Annotated in this window: 15 protein-coding genes and 1 pseudogene; 2 read left to right on the plus strand and 14 right to left on the minus strand. The window is 41.7% G+C overall.

The genetic code is table 11. From position 1 onward, the window contains the following. The first annotated feature begins 288 nt into the window (after positions 1 to 288). A complete protein-coding gene (locus ACESQI_RS23560) occupies positions 289 to 816 on the plus strand; it encodes a hypothetical protein (protein ID WP_002562263.1) in 528 nt (175 codons plus the stop codon). A 192-nt stretch (positions 817 to 1,008) separates the two neighbouring features. Here the strand turns inward: ACESQI_RS23560 and ACESQI_RS23565 are convergent, their stop codons facing one another. From ACESQI_RS23565 to ACESQI_RS23595, 7 genes are all read right to left on the minus strand, one after another. Beyond that, on the minus strand, positions 1,009 to 1,611 hold the full coding sequence (locus ACESQI_RS23565; RefSeq protein WP_002562264.1) for a DUF975 family protein: 603 nt from the start codon (positions 1,609 to 1,611) through the stop codon (positions 1,009 to 1,011). Between the two features lie 27 nt (positions 1,612 to 1,638). Next, a complete protein-coding gene (locus tag ACESQI_RS23570; RefSeq protein WP_288508093.1) occupies positions 1,639 to 2,670 on the minus strand; it encodes a branched-chain amino acid aminotransferase in 1,032 nt (343 codons plus the stop codon). A 38-nt stretch (positions 2,671 to 2,708) separates the two neighbouring features. After that, entirely contained in the window at positions 2,709 to 2,918 is a 210-nt protein-coding gene (xseB, locus tag ACESQI_RS23575; RefSeq protein WP_002562266.1) for an exodeoxyribonuclease VII small subunit, read from the minus strand. A gap of 7 nt (positions 2,919 to 2,925) precedes the next feature. Beyond that, entirely contained in the window at positions 2,926 to 4,203 is a 1,278-nt protein-coding gene (gene xseA, locus ACESQI_RS23580; protein WP_373127329.1) for an exodeoxyribonuclease VII large subunit, read from the minus strand. Next, positions 4,200 to 5,552, minus strand: coding sequence for a S8 family serine peptidase (locus tag ACESQI_RS23585; RefSeq protein WP_373127331.1), 1,353 nt, complete (start codon positions 5,550 to 5,552; stop codon positions 4,200 to 4,202). Before ACESQI_RS23585 ends, xseA begins: the two co-directional genes overlap by 4 nt. 19 nt (positions 5,553 to 5,571) lie before the next feature. Continuing rightward, a complete protein-coding gene (gene mnmA, locus ACESQI_RS23590; RefSeq protein ID WP_373127333.1) occupies positions 5,572 to 6,657 on the minus strand; it encodes a tRNA 2-thiouridine(34) synthase MnmA in 1,086 nt (361 codons plus the stop codon). 111 nt (positions 6,658 to 6,768) lie between these two features. Then, positions 6,769 to 7,551: a bifunctional 2-polyprenyl-6-hydroxyphenol methylase/3-demethylubiquinol 3-O-methyltransferase UbiG gene (locus tag ACESQI_RS23595; protein WP_195659996.1), complete on the minus strand. Its 783-nt coding sequence runs from the start codon at positions 7,549 to 7,551 to the stop codon at positions 6,769 to 6,771. Positions 7,552 to 7,678: 127 nt separating this feature from the next. Here ACESQI_RS23595 and ACESQI_RS23600 point away from each other — a divergent pair, with 127 nt between their 5' ends. Beyond that, positions 7,679 to 8,557, plus strand: coding sequence for a hypothetical protein (locus ACESQI_RS23600; RefSeq protein ID WP_195659995.1), 879 nt, complete (start codon positions 7,679 to 7,681; stop codon positions 8,555 to 8,557). On the opposite strand, the gene ACESQI_RS23605 is transcribed toward ACESQI_RS23600, so the two are convergent. From ACESQI_RS23605 to ACESQI_RS23635, 7 genes and pseudogenes are all read right to left on the minus strand, one after another. Then, complete coding sequence (locus tag ACESQI_RS23605; RefSeq protein ID WP_195659994.1) at positions 8,532 to 9,536, minus strand: metallophosphoesterase family protein; 1,005 nt, start codon at positions 9,534 to 9,536, stop codon at positions 8,532 to 8,534. The genes ACESQI_RS23600 and ACESQI_RS23605 overlap by 26 nt on opposite strands. Before the next feature lie 42 nt (positions 9,537 to 9,578). After that, on the minus strand, positions 9,579 to 10,067 hold the full coding sequence (ispF, locus tag ACESQI_RS23610; RefSeq protein WP_002562273.1) for a 2-C-methyl-D-erythritol 2,4-cyclodiphosphate synthase: 489 nt from the start codon (positions 10,065 to 10,067) through the stop codon (positions 9,579 to 9,581). A 199-nt stretch (positions 10,068 to 10,266) separates the two neighbouring features. Beyond that, entirely contained in the window at positions 10,267 to 11,463 is a 1,197-nt protein-coding gene (gene porV, locus ACESQI_RS23615; protein WP_007487239.1) for a type IX secretion system outer membrane channel protein PorV, read from the minus strand. Positions 11,464 to 11,508: 45 nt separating this feature from the next. Further along, positions 11,509 to 15,255: a type IX secretion system sortase PorU gene (gene porU / locus ACESQI_RS23620; protein ID WP_195659993.1), complete on the minus strand. Its 3,747-nt coding sequence runs from the start codon at positions 15,253 to 15,255 to the stop codon at positions 11,509 to 11,511. 84 nt (positions 15,256 to 15,339) lie between these two features. Further along, on the minus strand, positions 15,340 to 15,954 hold the full coding sequence (locus ACESQI_RS23625) for a fumarylacetoacetate hydrolase family protein (protein WP_195659992.1): 615 nt from the start codon (positions 15,952 to 15,954) through the stop codon (positions 15,340 to 15,342). Further along, the gene (locus ACESQI_RS23630) at positions 15,954 to 16,616 is read right to left on the minus strand and encodes a redox-sensing transcriptional repressor Rex (protein WP_195660024.1); all 663 of its coding nucleotides are present in this window, start codon (positions 16,614 to 16,616) and stop codon (positions 15,954 to 15,956) included. Before ACESQI_RS23630 ends, ACESQI_RS23625 begins: the two co-directional genes overlap by 1 nt. Before the next feature lie 101 nt (positions 16,617 to 16,717). Next, positions 16,718 to 17,710, minus strand: a pseudogene (locus ACESQI_RS23635) (DUF5686 family protein); the annotation flags it as partial. Positions 17,711 to 17,789 lie beyond the last annotated feature (79 nt).

Consider the following 17,789-nt stretch of genomic DNA (forward strand, 5'->3'; position numbering starts at 1 on the left):
CTTTTCATAGGAAGTAAAGTTACGGACAATTAAAGGTAAACTATAATCAAAAGTTTCAGTTGTAAGATTAAAACTTTAAGTTTTATAACCAAAAGTTCCGATTATAGAATCAGAAGTTTTGGTTATAGATTATAAAAGAGAGAATAGTAGTTTTTTTCCTGATAAAAGGTAGTTCATATCGCCTTGTTTTGAACAAATATATGCAATTAAGTTGAGTCCGGTTTTCAACTACTGATTCGCATTAATAATAAGAGACTTCATTTTATAGTCCCTAAAAGATAGATAAGTATGAAAGTAATATGGCTAATTTTAATTATATTGATTTGTACAGGATGTACCAACAATAGAAAAATCCAGCAAACTGGTTTGGAAAATAATCTGATATCTTATTCTGATACTATGGAACAGAATGACTATCATACTATTTTTAATGAATCTATGAAGCGAGCCATAAATGAATTCATAATATACATAAAAGATAAAAAATATACGAGTTCTATTGAAGAAAAAGTTTTAAGTTTCTATTTTTATTCAGAAGCAGGTAAAGATTATTTTTTAATGATAGCCGAACCATATTATGAGAGAAAACTGATCAAGGGTTATACATATATTGGAAACTATGTATTTGTTTATTATGGTGAAGAGGGTATAGGAAATCAATATATTAATGCAAGTAAGTTAATATCCTACCATGATACTCTTCCTGGATTTCGTGCATACGATGAAGTGCCAATAGGAATTTATGAACCTTTCGGTACCCTTTTTCAAATAATAAATCCGGATAGCCTTATATTAATACAGAAAGGAATGTTATAACATAAGCATATGATATTATTAATAAGCATAATTTTCGCCTTATGTTGTCTATACCAAATTCTATCAAGGTATCACACAATCAAGAAATGTCCGTTATGAAGAGAGGCATAAAAAAACGCAGATTATCGCAAAAATAAATGGAGTACAGATTTCTCCGCACTCCATTTATCCATATTATATAAGAGTTTTATCTTAAGCTTCAATAATAACCTCTTCTTCTACAACTGTCTGCGCTTTCAAATCTTCATAGAAAGCAGCATGAGCAGATTGTACATAAGGTTGTAGGAAAAGGAATCCGATACCAAAAGTAAAAAGACACAAAATAGCCCAACCGATAAAGCTAAGATCAAGCAAGAACAATTTCATCTTGTTACCATCCATCATAGCCATACTTTTTTCGATAGCAGCATTATTAGCCAACTCCGGTTGATCTTTCAGAATAAAGTCCGTCATTGCATACGAATAGTTCTTAATAATACCAGGAATAACGAGCAACAGCGTCCATAAAAATGTATAAATAGCCTGAAGCAATTTAGTACCAACAATACGGCCGAAATCATTGAATCCATCAAACAGACCTCCGATGTTCATTTCACCGCCTCTCATTACGCTCAGCATCACAATAGAGTATCCATACATCATAGGCAATGCAACCAATATAGTTCCAACAACCGGAATGTAAGAAGCAGCACCCGATACAGCACCAAATACGAGAGTAGTTACTGCTCCCATCACCCATTTGTCAGTAAGAGCAACACGTGCTTCTGCACGCAATTCTGAATTTTGTTTCAACATAATATATAAGATTTAATTAAATAAATGTCATTCTACAATAGTTACCCATCCGTGTGTATCCGGTTCGTCGCCATATTGGATAGCACGTAGTTTATGGTACAATTTTGTACAGATCGGGCCTGGTTTACCATCCTTAGAGATAATATATGAATGATCATTTTCCGGATCATCAATACGCTGTATCGGGCTGATCACGGCAGCAGTACCACAAGCACCGGCCTCTTCAAGAGTTGCCAGTTCTTCTTCGGGCACCGGACGGCGCTCTACTTTCAATCCCATGTCTTCTGCCAGCTGCATAAGACTCTTGTTGGTGATGGAAGGAAGAATAGATGTTGATAATGGGGTAATATAAGTATTATTTTTAATACCAAAGAAATTGGCTGCACCACACTCGTCCATATACTTCTTCTCTTTTGCATCGAGATAGAACTCAGCCGAATATCCAGCTTCGTGAGCTTCCATACTTGCACGCAGACTGGCAGCATAATTACCACCTACTTTATAAGTACCTGTTCCCAGCGGAGCTGCACGGTCATATTTGCGTGTGATTACGTAAGGAGTAGTTGCAAACCCACCCTTGAAGTAAGGACCTACCGGCGTTACGAAGATTACAAAGAGATATTCGTTAGCAGGACGTACACCTACCTGCGCACCGGTACCAATGAGTAGCGGGCGGATATAAAGAGAAGCTCCTGTTTCATAAGGCGGAATGAAACGTTCGTTCAGTTTTACAGCTTTCAGAACAGCCTCTTTGAAACGGTCGGTCGGAAGTTCCGGCATAAGGATTCCTCTACAAGTAGATTGTAAACGTGCCGCGTTCTCTTCAAGACGGAAAATACGAACTTTACCATCTTTACCACGGAAAGCTTTCAAGCCCTCAAATGCCTCCTGACCATAGTGCAGACAAGTGGCAGCCATGTGCAGGTTAAGGATTTCGCTACTGCTTATTTCCAATTCGCCCCATGCACCATCGCGATAATTAATTCTCACGTTGTAATCTGTCTTCATATAGCCGAATGACAGATTAGACCAATCTATTTCTTTCATATTAGTATGTATATTAGTTAAATTCTGCTATCAGACAACAAAAATAACTTTTATTCTTTAGATTGTAGCTTTTCATGCAACAATTTTTCGACTTCCCGATCAGCTTTTGTCAGTTTCTCCGTACAAAATGCAATTATTTCATTGGCCTCCTTTATTTTTTCTGCCAACACATCTATTTCAAGTTCATTATTGTCAATCTGACGAACAATCTTTTCCAGGCGCTCCATAGCCTGAGAATAGGTTTCTTTTTTTACAGACATAATTTTATTAACGATTAGACGATTTACAATTAGATGATTGAAGTAACTCTGAATTTACGATTGAAGTTAGTTCTCCGTGATGCAAGCGAGTGATGATTTCGTCACCGGGAGATACCTGGGAAGCATCGGTGACGGGTTTACCTTCTTTCAGAGTGATACTATAGCCACGGGCAAGGAGTTTATCGGGAGAGGCATCAGTGATACGCTGCTGAAACAGTTCCAGGCGATGGCGCTGACGAGCCAGTAAAGCGGCAGAGACTTGCATTAAATCTTTGCTTGCTGTCAACAGGCGAAAACGTGCATCTGACAACCGATGAACCACTAATGCGGGAATACGCGCCTGGCAAGACAAGAGTCTTCCGGATTCACGTTCAAGAAAAGCAGAAGCACCTTCGCGAAGACGGGTAGACAGATATTCCAGCTGATCCGCAGCTTCATCCATACGGTTTATTAGTAATTCGGCAGCGGCAGTCGGTGTCTTCACCCGGGTATGCGCCACAGAATCAAGCACCGTGTCATCACGTTCGTGCCCAATGCCGGTAATTATGGGTAATGGAAATTGTGCACAGGCAGCTGCCAGCAGATAAGTATCAAAACCGGATAAATCGGACGTCGCTCCTCCGCCACGAATGATAACAACAACATCAAAGTCGCCTAGCCGGGCATTCACACGGTCGAGTGCAGACAGAACGGATTCTTCTACCTGATTACCCTGCATCATAGCCGGAAACAATTCCGTATAAAAGAAAAAGCCACGGGAATTGTGCTGCAACTGATGGCAGAAATCTCCGTAACCGGCAGCAGTAGCCGAAGAGATAACAGCTATACGCTGCGGCAACAGAGGCATTTCAAGTTCTTTATTTAAGGTCAGTACTCCCTCTTCTTCCAGCTGCTGCAATATCTCGCGACGGCGGCGTGCCATATCGCCCAGCGTGTAAGTTGGGTCAATATCCAGCACAGTCAGGCTATAGCCATATAGCTCATGAAACTGTACAGTCACCTTCACCAATACTTTGATACCGGAACCGAACATCTGTCCGGTTGCTTCTTCAAAATAAGGTTTCAGCAACCGAAATATATTGCTCCAGATCATCCCCCGCGCTTTGGCAATAAGATTATTGCTACGAGAATCTTTCTGTATAAACTCCAGATAACAATGTCCCGTACTGTTGGACCGCACATCACTCAGCTCCGCCTGTATCCAGTATTCATCGGGCAAGCATTGTTCCAGGCTCCGTCGCACCAACGCATTGAGATCAAAGAGAGTCAGCGCTTCCTGTTTCATTTTGCAGACTGATAAGCTTTCCACATATCAGGAATCCCGTATCCATAAATATTGTCGGGATATTTGGCACGATCTCCCGAACGGCGAACCAGTTCAATGATCTCCTTTGCCGTCAGATTGGGAAGTGCCTGCCACAAGCAAGTCACCATACCACACATGATAGGTGAAGAGAATGAAGTACCGTTGGCTCTTCTCAATACACCATCCGTCCCCATTACGTCCGAACCTAAGCCTACTGCCATTACATCAGGTTTTACACGGCCATCGGCTGTATTTCCGATAGAAGAGAAGGGAGCCAGTTCACCTTTTTTACTAATAGCACCTACCGTAAGTACATTGTCTGCATCTCCCGGAGGAGTCGTTTTTTTCCAAGGTCCCGAACCGGCATTCCCGGCACTGCACACTACAATCATACCCTTATCTGCTGCCTTTGCAGCCTGGCGAGACATCAAAGCGAAGTGGCCGTCCAGATCACGATAACGATAATCTTTTGATTTATCATCAAAAGCATAATATCCCAATGACGTATTTACCACATCTACTCCCACACTATCGGCAAATTCAATGGCAGCCGCCCAGTAATCCTGTTCCACTAAATGTTCGGAATATTCATCCTCGCTACGTAAAAGCCAGAAAGAAGCCTCAGGAGCCGTACCAATCATCACATGAGGCTGATTCATACCAATGCATGAAAGTACACACATGCCATGACTGCTCTCGGCATAAATGTCAGCTTGGGGATTTACAAAATCTTTTGTACCCAGAATGTTGATATTCTTCATCGCATCTATACTGTCAGCATTATGAAAACCTGCATCAATCACAGCAATCGTCATCCCTTGTCCTTTAAATCCTGCTTTATGCAGCTTGTCGCCATTGCTTATCCGGATCTGGCGGAGTGCCGGTCCATAGGCTTCTTTTATCCACAAAGGGGTATTTACCAATGAATCGCGTTCGGTAGCCATCGTAGGATTCTTTGGATCGGGCGCAATCCATACCTTTTCGGTAGTACGGACAAAAGGAAGTTTGGCTATCTTATCTATCAATGTCGTATCGTTGCAGGACACAGTAACAAAGTTGTCCCATTTTCCCATAGTGACAATATTCACACCTTTCTTACGAATAGCATCCACATACTTACGGCACACCGGTAAGTCGGTAGAGTCTATTGCCAACCGCTGTTTCTGACGACGTTCAATAGCTTTCTTTGAAAGAAACTCTTCCGGACGATCTAATGAATAAGTGGTGGCAGCCTTATCTCTGAGACTGATGCGATACTTCAATGTGTCCTGTTGCGCCGATACTCCGGTAGTAGCAAGAAGCAGAGCGCCCAAAATTAATTTTCTCATACTTTATATTCGGTTTCTATTAAAAATCTTTGTTTTCTTCAATCACAAGGCCAATCCCCCGCTGTGAAGCTATAAATGCACCACCTATCACCCGACGGTCATCATAAAACACTGCCGACTGTCCTGGAGTAATGGCAGAAGCCTCTGCAAGGAACTTCACGAACAGCCGTCCATCTTCCAATCGCTTCACCCGGCAGGGTATCGGGCGGCTGCGATAACGAATACGTACCGCCAGATTCTGGCATGATAATACTTCCTGCTCATCAATCAGGTGATCCTGATCGGCGAGCATATATCCGGCATGTAACTGTTCAACATCCCCCAGCATTACAGTGTTCTTCTGTGGATTGATTTTCAGCACGTATGCGGGTTTACCCAAAGCAATCTCAAGTCCTTTCCGCTGCCCGATTGTATAATAAGGAAACCCTTTATGCTGTCCCAACTTCACTCCTTCCGAATTGACAAACCATCCCGGACCAATCTCCGTATCCAGTTCGGGATATTGCTCACGCAGAAAATCACGATAATCTCCTCTGATAAAGCAGACTTCCATACTCTCGCCTTCTTTTGATTTGGCTTCATACCCTTTTTCACGCAGATAATCCCGTACTTTCAGCTTGGTATAGTTTCCCAAAGGGAAAATGCAACGCCTCAATACATCCTGACCCAGACGCCAAAGGAAATAGGACTGGTCTTTTTTATCATCATCTCCCGCTACGATATATATATTCCCATTACGTTCTTCCAACCGGGAGTAATGTCCGGTAGCAATCCAATTACAATTCAGGCGATCCGCCCACTCCGTCAATACACGAAACTTAAACAACGGATTGCACATCACGCAGGGATTAGGGGTTCGCCCCTGACGATATTCATCAATGAAATTCTTTACGATTGTATCTTTGAAAGGTATCCGTTCGTCGGCTACATAGTGTTCAATGCCCATTCGCGCAGCCAGTTCTCTGGCATCCTGCGGTTCATCTCCCCACACACGCATGGTTACACCTACTATTTCATATCCTTGTTCTTGTAGCATCAGGCAGGTGGCTGTGCTGTCTATACCGCCACTCATACCTACTAATACCCGCTTATTTGGTTCTTTCATGCAAAGTCTGATTATTGTATGCATGCAAATGTACAGTATTCCGCTCAGATAGCCATACGGAGCAGAAAAAAAGTGAAACAACTGCCATATAAACCAGATATCCGATGAGTATCACACAGAGGCATCAAGTATATAAAAGCAGGATGTTGTAAAATAGTTCCTTACATAGGGTATGTTTGCAATAAAAGGAGAAAGCACACAAGGGCGTAACCGAAATTTCACTTCATAATGTGGATTAATAAACCAGAACTTACGTTGGCGAATGGAATACCCTGTTTTACGAGCCAGACGCTCGAACATTTCAATGGTGGTACGACAGGATTTAATGTCAAGCAGTTCAGCAATGCAGACTTCACTCTCCCCACAGATTTTCAACACACTGCGATAAAGAGGACGCGGTAATAAATGCAGAAATGGCCAGTGAGAAGCTACTTTACTATGACAGATCTGTTGATGCCCTCCGAAAGGCATTTGCCAGGCAGGAAAACCAATAAATACAACTCCGCCGGGAGCCAGAAACTGCCGGATATGCTGCAACATTGATTTTTTATCACCAATATGCTCAATTACATCATGAATCAGGATAACGTCATACTTCTCTTTTTCAGGAGTCATATCAAAAACATTCACAGCCTTGAACTGTGCTGCACAACCCGATTCAGCAAAAAACTCACGGGCTTGCAGAATACGTGTTTCAGCCATGTCAATGCCTGTTACAGAACACTGTCGCTCGGCAAAGGGCAAAAGATTCCCCCCGTCGCCACAACCTATCTCAAGAATACGGGTAGATGAAGTGATAGGAAAAAACTCTTCCAGGTAGGGAAGAAAATACTTTCGGCTACTAACAGCCAGTTCATCAAAGTAGCGTTTGCGATTGGTATGTCTGTCCTGCATCGTTATTTTGTATTCTATATTTTGACTACAAATCTATCCATTTCTCTGAAGTATTACAAAATAATCCTGGCATAATTTGATTATTCGGGAAAAAACACTATATTTGAAAATAAGAAATCTCATAAATATGGCTAATCCAAGACTGCCGGGAATACCCGAAACTGAAGAAATCCTCTTGTACGCCAAACTAAATGAGTACAATCGGGGAAGAACATCTTTCAAAGAAGCAGGTGCTTATCTCATAGTGCTGCCACGTCCGGGATATAATAGTTATTCGCTGTGGATTTACTCGCCGGAACCCCAAAGACAATCCATCTTATTCATACACGATCTTTCGACAGATATCTATGAAGCATTACGAATGGCCAGTACCATGTTTTACTTCTCAAGACGCTGCCTGCTCATTGTGGAATATAATAAGAAAAGAATGTTGAGTAATGGAGATGATATTGTCTCTTTCGGAAAATACCGTGGGCACTATTTACACGAAATACTTAAAATAGATCCCGTATATATGAGCTGGATAGCTTATAAATATACCCCAAGAATCCCTAAACAAGAACGCTTTGTGGAAATTGCCAAAGTGTACCACTCCATACACCTGGACCTCATGCTACGGAAAGCAAAACAAAATCAGGAAACAGGACGTTTTCTGGGTAACATAGGTGATAAGGTAGCAGATCTGACCTTAAAAGTCATAAAGGTAAAAGTAGAGGATGACCCATATAAAACCCGGATAAACGGTACAACCGTACAGTTTTATATACGGCAGATTGTAACACTGACCGATACTTCCGGAAATCTGGTAGTTATCCGGTTCACGGCTAAAAGCCCAAGCGGAGAATCCTGCCGGATACCCGCCACGGAACATGCATATCAAACAGATGAAATAATACACATAAGTTCAGCGCGCGTGGCACGTATCTACAAAATACGTGGCTCGAAGTATACCCGCCTGAGCCACGTAAAATTACAGGAAGTTAGCGCTTACGCCAGTCGTCTTTAACAAAGCTGGCCGGATAGGATACTTTATCTATAACCTCTCCTTTCAAACGAATCCAGGAGGTGAAAGTACGGGTACCTTCATTCAGTTCGATCACCCGCGCTCCGTTAGGTAAGTGATTGTATACGGTGTTTCCTCCGGTATAACGCCCGTAGGCCAAAAGGATCCCTTTCCACATTACCGCATAATCATTGTCATGATCGTGTCCAACGAAAGTAGCCATAATATCACCCGATTCTTTCATCGCAGTAAACATTCCCGAATTTATTTTCGGTGCGCAGGCCCTTTCCATACGTGTACCACGCAATATCGCATTTTCATCCTCGGCAGCTTCGTTGTATTCGGGCAGGGGGATGTGAAAGAAAGCAACGGCAGGCAACGGTTGACCATTATTAGCCGCTGTATAGGCAGCACTCTGATTGCGGTACCAGGCTATCTGATCAAACGTAAACCAATTGTAACCATCAACATCCTTCATTGGAGAATAAGAATGAGAATCCATGCAATAAAGCAAAGCAGCTTCCTTTGCATCAGAAGATGACTTTACGGTCAACACATAATCCGGTGATGAAACATTACCACGGTCGGGAAGAAGATTGTAGGGAACCTCACGAATTAAATCATAAAGTTGTTCACGGGTCATCTTTTGCTCATCATCGTGGTTACCAAAAGTCACCACAAAAGGAATCTTACGGTTGGAAACCTGTTCTAATACCTTATGCATACCACTGTCTGCAGGAGCAGCATAAATAACATCGCCGGTAAATACAACCAGATCGGGATGCTCGGTATCCAACACTTCATTGATGCGTTCGAGAGCAACATCTGAAGCCGGATTACCATATTTAAAGTGTACATCGGTAAATTGTACGATCTTAAACTTACCATCCTTGTTAAACTTAAGTTTTGTGTTTTGGGCAAAGCCAGATGTAGCACCCCAAAGGGAGAAAAGCAGCACAAACAGTACTTTTAATTTAATCATGATACTAATAATTTATAAGGTTAGAATATGTGTTTGGGTAGTTTATTTACAATCCGTTTTTTCAATCAATACAGTGGCATAGGCCGATATACCTTCTTCGCGACCTGTAAAGCCCAACTTCTCTGTTGTTGTAGCTTTAATAGAAACGTCATCCACATCTATATCCATCACTTCTGCGAGTTTCGTCTGCATAACAGAAATATGTGCTTTCAGTTTCGGACGTTCTGCACAGATAGTAGCATCGATATTTCCTACTCTATACCCCTTGGTTGCAATCAATTCAACAGTTCTCTTTAATAATATCTTACTGTCAACATTCTTAAACTCTCCGGCTGTATCGGGAAAGTGATAACCAATATCACGCATATTGGCAGCTCCCAGTAAAGCGTCACAAATTGCATGTATCAGAACGTCTGCATCAGAGTGCCCTAATAATCCTTTTTCATGTTCCAGGAGAATACCTCCTAACCATAATTCACGTCCTTCTACCAACTGATGAACGTCAAACCCAAAGCCTACACGTATCTTCATCTTTATATCTTTTTCTTTAAAATCAGTAAAAAATTAATTTCAGCCCGAAGCTATCCATTTTTCTCCGGATTACATCTAAGTTGGATGGCTTTTTTAGGATTATTCACGTAGCAGAAGTAAGAAAAGCTACTAAAAAAGAAGAGGACGTGTCAGTAAAATCTTTGACACATCCTCTTGTTCTATTTGTATTATTCCGAAGTTATCTCCGACGACCAAATAAATCTCTGATACCGTCAAGATCAAAACCTAATGTGAAACGCAGTGTCTGGTCAAGCGGATTGCTTTGCGCAGTAGACACCAGGTAAGCAGCATCAAGAGAGAATACACTCATCTTAAATCCGGCACCAAAAGAGAAGTACTTACGATTACCCTTGTTCTCATGTTCATAGTGATAACCACCACGAACGGAGAATTGATTATGATAAGTATATTCTACTCCTAAAGACCATTGAATCTCTTGCAGCTCTTCCTTGAAACCACCGGGAGCATCACTGAAGGATTTAAAAATACCTTTGATTGGAGAGATATCATTATAACCCTCCGAATCCAACCAGTTTCTATATCCATCCGTGTCCCCTTCTTCAGCACCGGTTGCCGCCCGATATTGTTCTTCTGTAGGACGCGTAGGAACCATCAGCTTGTTTATATCAAGACTGAAAGCTATTGTATTAAAATCGTCTATCGGAGCCAACAACGAACCACCTAAACGAAAATTAGTAGGCAGGAATTGGCTGGAATTTCCTCCATCATAAGAGATTTTCGTACCAATATTAGAAAGGTTTAACCCGAAAGACAACATACACTCACGCTGTGCAAGCATGATATAATTTGTATAATAGAAAGCAATATCAGCTGCAAATGCAGAACCGGGAGAAACCTCTTCATCCTGTTTATAAGCCAAATCAGAGTAGATGTAACGCAAAGCAACAGCAGCAGAAAAACGCTCGGATAGCATACGCGAATAAGCCACATCTACTGCCATTTCATAAGGACTGATATTATAGGTAGGACCTGTTGTAGCATCTCCTCCCATAGGCACTTCACCCAAAGAGAAATAGCGTAACGAACCACTGATAGCCTGGTAATCACCGATACGATAATATCCGGCCAGATAAGCCAAGTCAATATCATTAACCAGTTTACGCAACCAGGGAGTATAGGAGATAGATACACCTGCGCGTCCAATCGTAAACGGATACTTCGCCGGATTCCAGTATTGTGAGTTGTTATCCGGGTCGGTAGCAGCACCTACATCTCCCATACCACCACCACGTGAGTCGGGAGCAATGTTAAGTGAATTGACACCTGTATTGATAGGATTGAACAGATCTTTCTGTGCCCATGAGCTGACAGAGAAAGCAAAAAACAATAGAAATGATATAAATATTTTCTTCATAACCAATCTTATGGATGTGTACATATAAACCGGATTTTCACTGATTTATTGTGCCAGAATGACTATTTTCTCGGTTTTCGTACTCTCCTTGCTATCACCGGAAGTAATAGAAGCACGGTAAAGATAAATACCCGGTGACAGACGCTGACCGGCGTTACTACATAGATCCCAGTCTACATAATAATAACCACCAGAAGATATTCCCTGTTCATTGTGTACCCATAACTCCCGACCTGCAAAGTCACATACAGCTATACGTACATTCAGCTCTGAACCAGGGCGGTCATGCGAAAGAATAAATGTAGTACTTTCACGAGCCGGACTCTTGCTGCAAGTTATAGAGAACAATCCGGGGCGCAATCCTTTCGCAACTTCAAATTCCAAAGATTTCACAGAAGAATTATTCATAATATCCCAGGCACGGAAAGTAAGAGTATGCTTACCCTCTGAAAGGGCCGGAATTGAAAATGCAACTGTACCCTTGGTATAACTACCTGCAACCGGAGTATAATAATCATTCAAAGAATAAGTAAGTTTACCATCAATACAAAGAGAAAGATCATGTCCAATACCGTTTCCTACAGTATTGATTCCATCTTCATCCTCCAATTCCGCTACAAAATAAGGTGTTTCATTCACCAAGCCTCCCCATGGAAAATCAGGAGTATTCAGATATACCATTATATCAGGCCCTTCACCGGAGGTAGGAATATCATCGGCTGTTCCTCCTACGAGAAAACGATCAAAAACACCACCGGCCTCTCGCTTATCGGCATCACAAGCATAGAGATTCAACAACCCCTGCTCATTGGAATAATTAATATCTAACGGCACAGGGAAAGTCAGTTCAAAGCGGCCATTACGTACAGAATCCATTCCGGAAAAAAGAATCTTGTTATGATCAGTATAAGTCACAGCTCCCTTGTCTAACGTATTAAGGGTACTAATAGTCTCCTTACTATCATAAACCAAGGGATGAACCGTTCCTGTAAAATCATCAGCAGGCTTACCATCGGGAGTAAGAATATGCCCTTTTACCGTCACTTTAGCACCAGCTCTCATAAAAGGCAATTCATCAGACGGAGGACCATCGAACTCATCCACTACCACTTTATAATCAGGATAAGTAGGCATTATGGCAGGATCCCCCATCAAATTAAAATTCAATCTATTTCCTCCATCACCACTAACTGTCAATTTAGCTAATCGAAGCACATCTCCCAACCGTAACCGTTTGCCATCCTGCAAATTAAATAACTTATCCACAAAGTTATTATTCAAAGTCTTGTTTGGACCATCATATACCACCCGTGCGGCTGCAACCATCGCAATAGCCCCCCCCTTTGCATTCAGCAATGCTAACTCACCAGCCGAAGTAGCCTCTGCATCAAAACGAGAAAACTCACATGATGCGGTAAACCATATAGATAAACGAGGAGATGACAGATTTACAACATCAGCAGAAGTCAATAAATTTTCTGATGACCAGGAAGTTGTACCACTATGCCCTGTATAATTAACGAGCATCAAACCCTGATCTAATAATTGCAATAATCGTTTATTTGCCTGAGGATAACTATAACCTGTAGCCGAAGATTCTCTCTTATAAGCATCTGCAAGGATACGTTCTCCGCGCATACCAGAAAGGGTATTATTTACTCTATCGGCAAGATCACTGGCCTGTTCCATAAAGCCTATATCATCATCATTCCCTGCCGCATCATCTCCAACAAAGCAAGTCATCCGCTTCCAAGGACCTGCATTCTTATTATATATATAATCAATTGTCTTATCAACCACAGCTTTGGCTTCATCAACCACACGAACAGGAAAACGACCTACACCAATATCAGGAATACCACTGGTCAGCGAGCTCACTTCACCTTTTACAAAACCAAAATAATCGTCAGTCATATAAGACTGTGTCTCATCCACCGAGTTTGGAAACTGGAAAGAAAGCAGAAAATCAGAAGGTTTATAATTCCTCCAACTTGCTGTAATCATGCGATTATCATAACTACAATCTCCAAAAAGTAATAGATACTTAATTCGATCTTCGGCAGAAGTCGCTTTATCATACAGCATCTTCATAAAACGACGATAAGCCGTAGCATCCGGAGTTCCGGATGAAAATTCATTGTATACTTGTGAAGCTTTCACTACCTCTACAGTAAGCCCATCCTTGTCACGATGTGCCTCTGCCAAACGTTCGGCTTGCTGAACAAAAGCAGTTCTGTCCGGCACAATAATCACCATGTCAATACCCTTCAATGCATGAAGGTTCTGATTAGAAACATCTCCCATACTCTCTACTCCACCAAAAGAAGCCGAAGTATTAACTGCCACAAATTCACGCAGGATATTACTAGCTGGAATAGTAAAGGTATAAGTGTCTCCACTCAAAGTTCCTTTGATCTGTTTATATTCTGAAGGCGAAGTAACATCCCATACAACAGTAGAAGAATTTGCACCGGAAATAACAAATGTACTTGCTTGTCCCTGAGATTGTAAAGCACGAAACGCAAGAGCCCCTCCATTCATCTGTAGCCGTTGTTTATAATTCAAGATAATATAATTCAATCGTCCTGAAATACCGGAAGCACGATTATGAGTAAGCTTTACAGTAACAGATTCCGACTTATCACCTGTCCAGAGTTGATCTAATGTACCTTCACCCGCCTTTATATAATGAGCATTAACGCTATTCGAATTAATTCCAGGAATAACTTGTGTACCAATATTTTGTCCATCAATAGCAACTGTCATTGTAGTGTTACCGGAAGAGCCTGCCCCCAAAGACCTTGCCGTAAAAACAACCCGGATACGGCCACTTTCATCGGTGATATTGGGAAGAGTAAAAGAATAACTTTGTGAATTACCTACCACATAGTCATAAGAATCATATAACTCCCGCCCCGAAGCCGCCCATGAATAGGCATCTGTCTCATGCAAAGCATATGCATTGAAAGTCTCAATAATATTGGAACTACTACCAGTACCATCTTCCACAGGAAACTCGGCCGGTTTTTCATCACTCTCTGTTAGGAAGTAATAAGCATCATCCGAATAGAAATTCTTTATACGGACAAAAGTATCACCGGTTTTCTTCCAATGAAGGGTACCACGGGCATAAAACAAGACTCCATCGCCTCCACGATATAAAGGCACCTCGGGAAGATCATCAGCGGGGTGTTCTGAGAATTTCTCCGAAAGCAGATACCCCCCATAACCATAGATCCGCACCTTATCCGGATTAGAGAATCCCATTTTCCTTAATTCAGCCTGCGTAATACGATAAACTCCGGTATCTGAGACACGTATTTTCACAAATCGTCCGGAAGAAAGAACAGAATTTTCAGTAGTTGCTAATGTGGCTGCTCTTGTTGCTGCAAGGGTGGTGGCAGAAATCGGTGTACTAATAACAGAAAGCTTAAAAGAATTAATGCGTTGATAAATCCCCTTGCGGTAAACTACCGGAACGAACCGTACGTTTAAAGAAGCCTTATCAGCAGATGTGGCAACAGAAACCTCAGTCTGAGGATAATCGGGTAAAGTTACCCCTTTCGCTATTAGTTCAACGACAGCTTCGGGAGTCAGATCTACAAACTCCGGAAACTCAATCTTTACATCATAGTTATTTAAATAGAAATCGTCAGACAAAGGAATGCTTTCAGAAATTTCCGGAAGAGTTTGGACAGCAGGTAACTTCTGCCAATCCAGCGTAATAAAACGATCCTGAGCTGAAACCGGAAATACGATAAACAATATGAGAATGTAAAGTACCCTGTACATAATAAGCATAGATTAATTTGCTAATGTGCCGGTTACCATGCAAATGTTATCACGCAGCCAACATTCTATTGGCAAACAGGCATATTACCTTATATAAAAATCGAGTAGCTTATCTCCTTCAAGGTATCCTTGCAGGTGCTGACCTACACTAACGGGCCCTACTCCTGCGGGAGTACCCGTAAACAACAGGTCGCCAATTTTCAATGTCACAAAACGGCTCACATACGCAATAATATCATCCACATGAAACAACATGTCTGCCGTACATCCGCTCTGAACCTCTTGTCCGTCAATTGTCAGGTTAAAATGTAACTGCTGAATATCAGCAAAGCGTTCAACCGGGACAAATGTACCAATAGCTGCCGAGCTATCGAATCCCTTACAGAGTTCCCAAGGTCCGCCGAATTTACGAAAACGGCGTTGCAGATCACGAGCAGTAAAATCTATTCCAACGGTCACTGCATCATAGTAACGATGCGCAAAACGTGGGGCGATATTCTTACCTAAGCGGTTAATGCGTACTACCAATTCTGTTTCATAATGCACCTCGTCCGAAAAGTCGGGGATAAAGAATGGCTTACCGTCTTTCAGTATCGCCGAATCGGGCTTCATGAAGATAACCGGCTCTTGATTTATTAACGTATGTCCCAGCTCTTTATTGTGCTGAGTATAGTTCATTCCTACAGCGATAATCTTCATTATTTGATTTCGTTAAAATTCAATCGGTTAAACATAACAGCCAAATGGGCATAAAGGGAAGTATTCTGTACTACGATATTTTCAGGAACACGGATACGGAACGGTGTAAAGTTCCAAACAGCTTTAATGCCTCCCGCCACCATTACATCAGTAATACATTGCGCTATCTCAATAGGAACAGTAAGCACACCAATATGTACGTCATATTCCTGCATTTTCTTTGCAAATTCATCCGAATGAAAAATAGGAATACCATTCAGACTGGTACCTACCAAAGCAGGATTCACATCGAAAGCAGCCACTATTTCCAGACCAAAGTGTTTCAAACCTGAGTCCTGCAACAATGCTCCACCCAAACTACCAACACCAAAAAGAAAAGCTTTATGAATATCTGTAAAGCCAAGAAAGTGTTCCAGAACAGCAATTAAGGTATCTACTTCATAGCCCACACGCGTACGCCCGGAAATATTAACGTAAGACAAGTCTTTCGCGATCTGTGAAGCATCTACATTGATTTCCTTGGATATCTGTGTAGAAGAGACGTAGCGCTCCCCTCTTTGCTTCAGCAATTTAACATTAGACAAGTACCACGGTAGTCTGCGCAAAGTAGGTTCCGGTACCTTCATATTATCTTTATGCTGTATCTGACGATCCATTGTCACTTCTTTCATGCTTTAAGATTAGAGATTGGCAAATTTACATTATTTTTTCTGAAATACAACAGAGATGTCACAGAAGCTTAACATTATTTCTACATAGCAACTTAATACTCCCTGAACATTGACAAAGGAATACTTACAGATACTCCAACCGAATGAAATTTCAGGCAATCAAAACCTACAAAAACTCCCGCCCGTAGTATTTCAGAAACTCCCACAGAATAGCCTATTTCCGTATAAGGTTTCCGGTCATATACAAATACCGAGCGGAGATGTAACGCTTCATCAAACCTCTTTTTTCTCAGAAAAGGAAGTTGCTTCAATAACAGATAAGGAGTATACCAGGAAAGATTGACTTGTGCCCAACGGGTGTTATTGGAATAAGCATAATTATCAAGCAAAGCGAAACCCGTATCAAACGTTCGTTCCGTAAACGGCAGACTTGTTGTTGCAAAATGTTTAAAATCGGGAAATTGCATCTTGTCAACATCCCAAAAAGCACCTGCATTCACATACCAATTAAAACGATTAAACATGCCGAATCCAACCTTTTGCCGAGCTGAAAACTCAGTCAGATGATAAGAAGGGGATAGCTTCGCTCCATCCAAAGGAAATGCACGATCATAACGGAGTGTAAAGGTGGGAAAGAGTGATTCTTCATAAACCTTTCTCCCACGTATCATTCGGTAATAATACGCCGGTGTATATTCCAACGCAAACGAAGCTTTTAATAATTCATTCTCTGGCATCAGTACAAAAGAACTGTTGGCGGGAATGTTAGGTTCTGCTTTTCGCTTAAACCAACTCCTCGATATATGATTCTCCAGCATTTTACGCTGCTGCCAGGTAAGTGAGGCAGAAAAAAGCAATCCATTGGTCAACTCTATCTCATGCCCAATAAGCAAGAAACGTTTATCATACAACTTCACATCATTACGCCCAAAGAAAGAGGAGGCAATAGAATTTATAAATCTGGATTCTCCGTTTTCTCCATTATAATCGGCAGAAAGCACACCACCCGACAACAAAAGTTGTCCATTACGCCGCGGAGCATAATTCAATGTTACTTTCCCTTCTCCTACCAGCGATTTACGGGCAGCAGGGCCGACGCATTAAAATGCGCTGTCCTGTAAAAGTGTTGACAGGTATTTTTCATCCCATCCTGCTTTCAGCCTT

The organism is Bacteroides sp. HPS0048 (genome assembly GCF_964240755.1).
In the GTDB taxonomy this organism is placed as follows: Bacteria; Bacteroidota; Bacteroidia; order Bacteroidales; family Bacteroidaceae; genus Bacteroides; species Bacteroides nordii.

Bases quoted from the DNA above. Each gene is read 5' to 3' on its own strand.
- ACESQI_RS23625 (WP_195659992.1), bottom strand. From the start codon at position 15,954: ATGAAGATTATCGCTGTAGGAATGAACTATACTCAGCACAATAAAGAG.
- ACESQI_RS23585 (WP_373127331.1), bottom strand. From the start codon at position 5,552: ATGAGAAAATTAATTTTGGGCGCTCTGCTTCTTGCTACTACCGGAGTA.
- porV (WP_007487239.1), bottom strand. From the start codon at position 11,463: ATGAAGAAAATATTTATATCATTTCTATTGTTTTTTGCTTTCTCTGTC.
- ACESQI_RS23600 (WP_195659995.1), top strand. From the start codon at position 7,679: ATGGCTAATCCAAGACTGCCGGGAATACCCGAAACTGAAGAAATCCTC.
- xseB (WP_002562266.1), bottom strand. From the start codon at position 2,918: ATGTCTGTAAAAAAAGAAACCTATTCTCAGGCTATGGAGCGCCTGGAA.
- ACESQI_RS23560 (WP_002562263.1), top strand. From the start codon at position 289: ATGAAAGTAATATGGCTAATTTTAATTATATTGATTTGTACAGGATGT.
- ispF (WP_002562273.1), bottom strand. From the start codon at position 10,067: ATGAAGATACGTGTAGGCTTTGGGTTTGACGTTCATCAGTTGGTAGAA.
- mnmA (WP_373127333.1), bottom strand. From the start codon at position 6,657: ATGAAAGAACCAAATAAGCGGGTATTAGTAGGTATGAGTGGCGGTATA.
- ACESQI_RS23595 (WP_195659996.1), bottom strand. From the start codon at position 7,551: ATGCAGGACAGACATACCAATCGCAAACGCTACTTTGATGAACTGGCT.
- ACESQI_RS23565 (WP_002562264.1), bottom strand. From the start codon at position 1,611: ATGTTGAAACAAAATTCAGAATTGCGTGCAGAAGCACGTGTTGCTCTT.
- porU (WP_195659993.1), bottom strand. From the start codon at position 15,255: ATGTACAGGGTACTTTACATTCTCATATTGTTTATCGTATTTCCGGTT.
- ACESQI_RS23605 (WP_195659994.1), bottom strand. From the start codon at position 9,536: ATGATTAAATTAAAAGTACTGTTTGTGCTGCTTTTCTCCCTTTGGGGT.
- xseA (WP_373127329.1), bottom strand. From the start codon at position 4,203: ATGAAACAGGAAGCGCTGACTCTCTTTGATCTCAATGCGTTGGTGCGA.